The following is a 298-nucleotide window of genomic DNA, read 5'->3' as shown; positions in this document are numbered from 1 at the left end:
ATCCTGGTTGATCGCGCTACCGGCCACCACCGCCAACACCCGATGCCCACGCTCACGCGCAACCGACAACCGCTCCAGGACCAGCACACCGACACCCTCACCCCACCCCGTGCCATCAGCCGCCTCCGCGAACGGCTTGCACCGCCCATCAGCAGCAAGACCCCGCTGCCGCGCAAACTCCGTGAACGTCCCAGGCGAAGCCATCACCGTAACCCCGCCGGCCAACGCCAACGAGCACTCCCCGGACCTCAGTGCCTGCGCCGCCAGGTGAATCGCCGTCAACGACGAGGAACACGCC

At 68.1% G+C, this 298-nt stretch carries 1 protein-coding gene; it reads right to left on the bottom strand.

The window, feature by feature from the left end; translation table 11 throughout:
• A partial coding sequence (locus WA788_RS35740; RefSeq protein ID WP_335984699.1) for a beta-ketoacyl synthase N-terminal-like domain-containing protein occupies window positions 1-298 on the bottom strand: 298 nt, incomplete at both ends.

The sequence above is a fragment of the Streptomyces sp. CA2R106 genome (assembly GCF_037034245.1).
GTDB lineage: Bacteria > Actinomycetota > Actinomycetes > Streptomycetales > Streptomycetaceae > Actinacidiphila.
The sequence above is the reverse complement of the archived record's forward strand: the minus strand, read 5'-3'. Positions and strand labels throughout refer to the sequence as shown.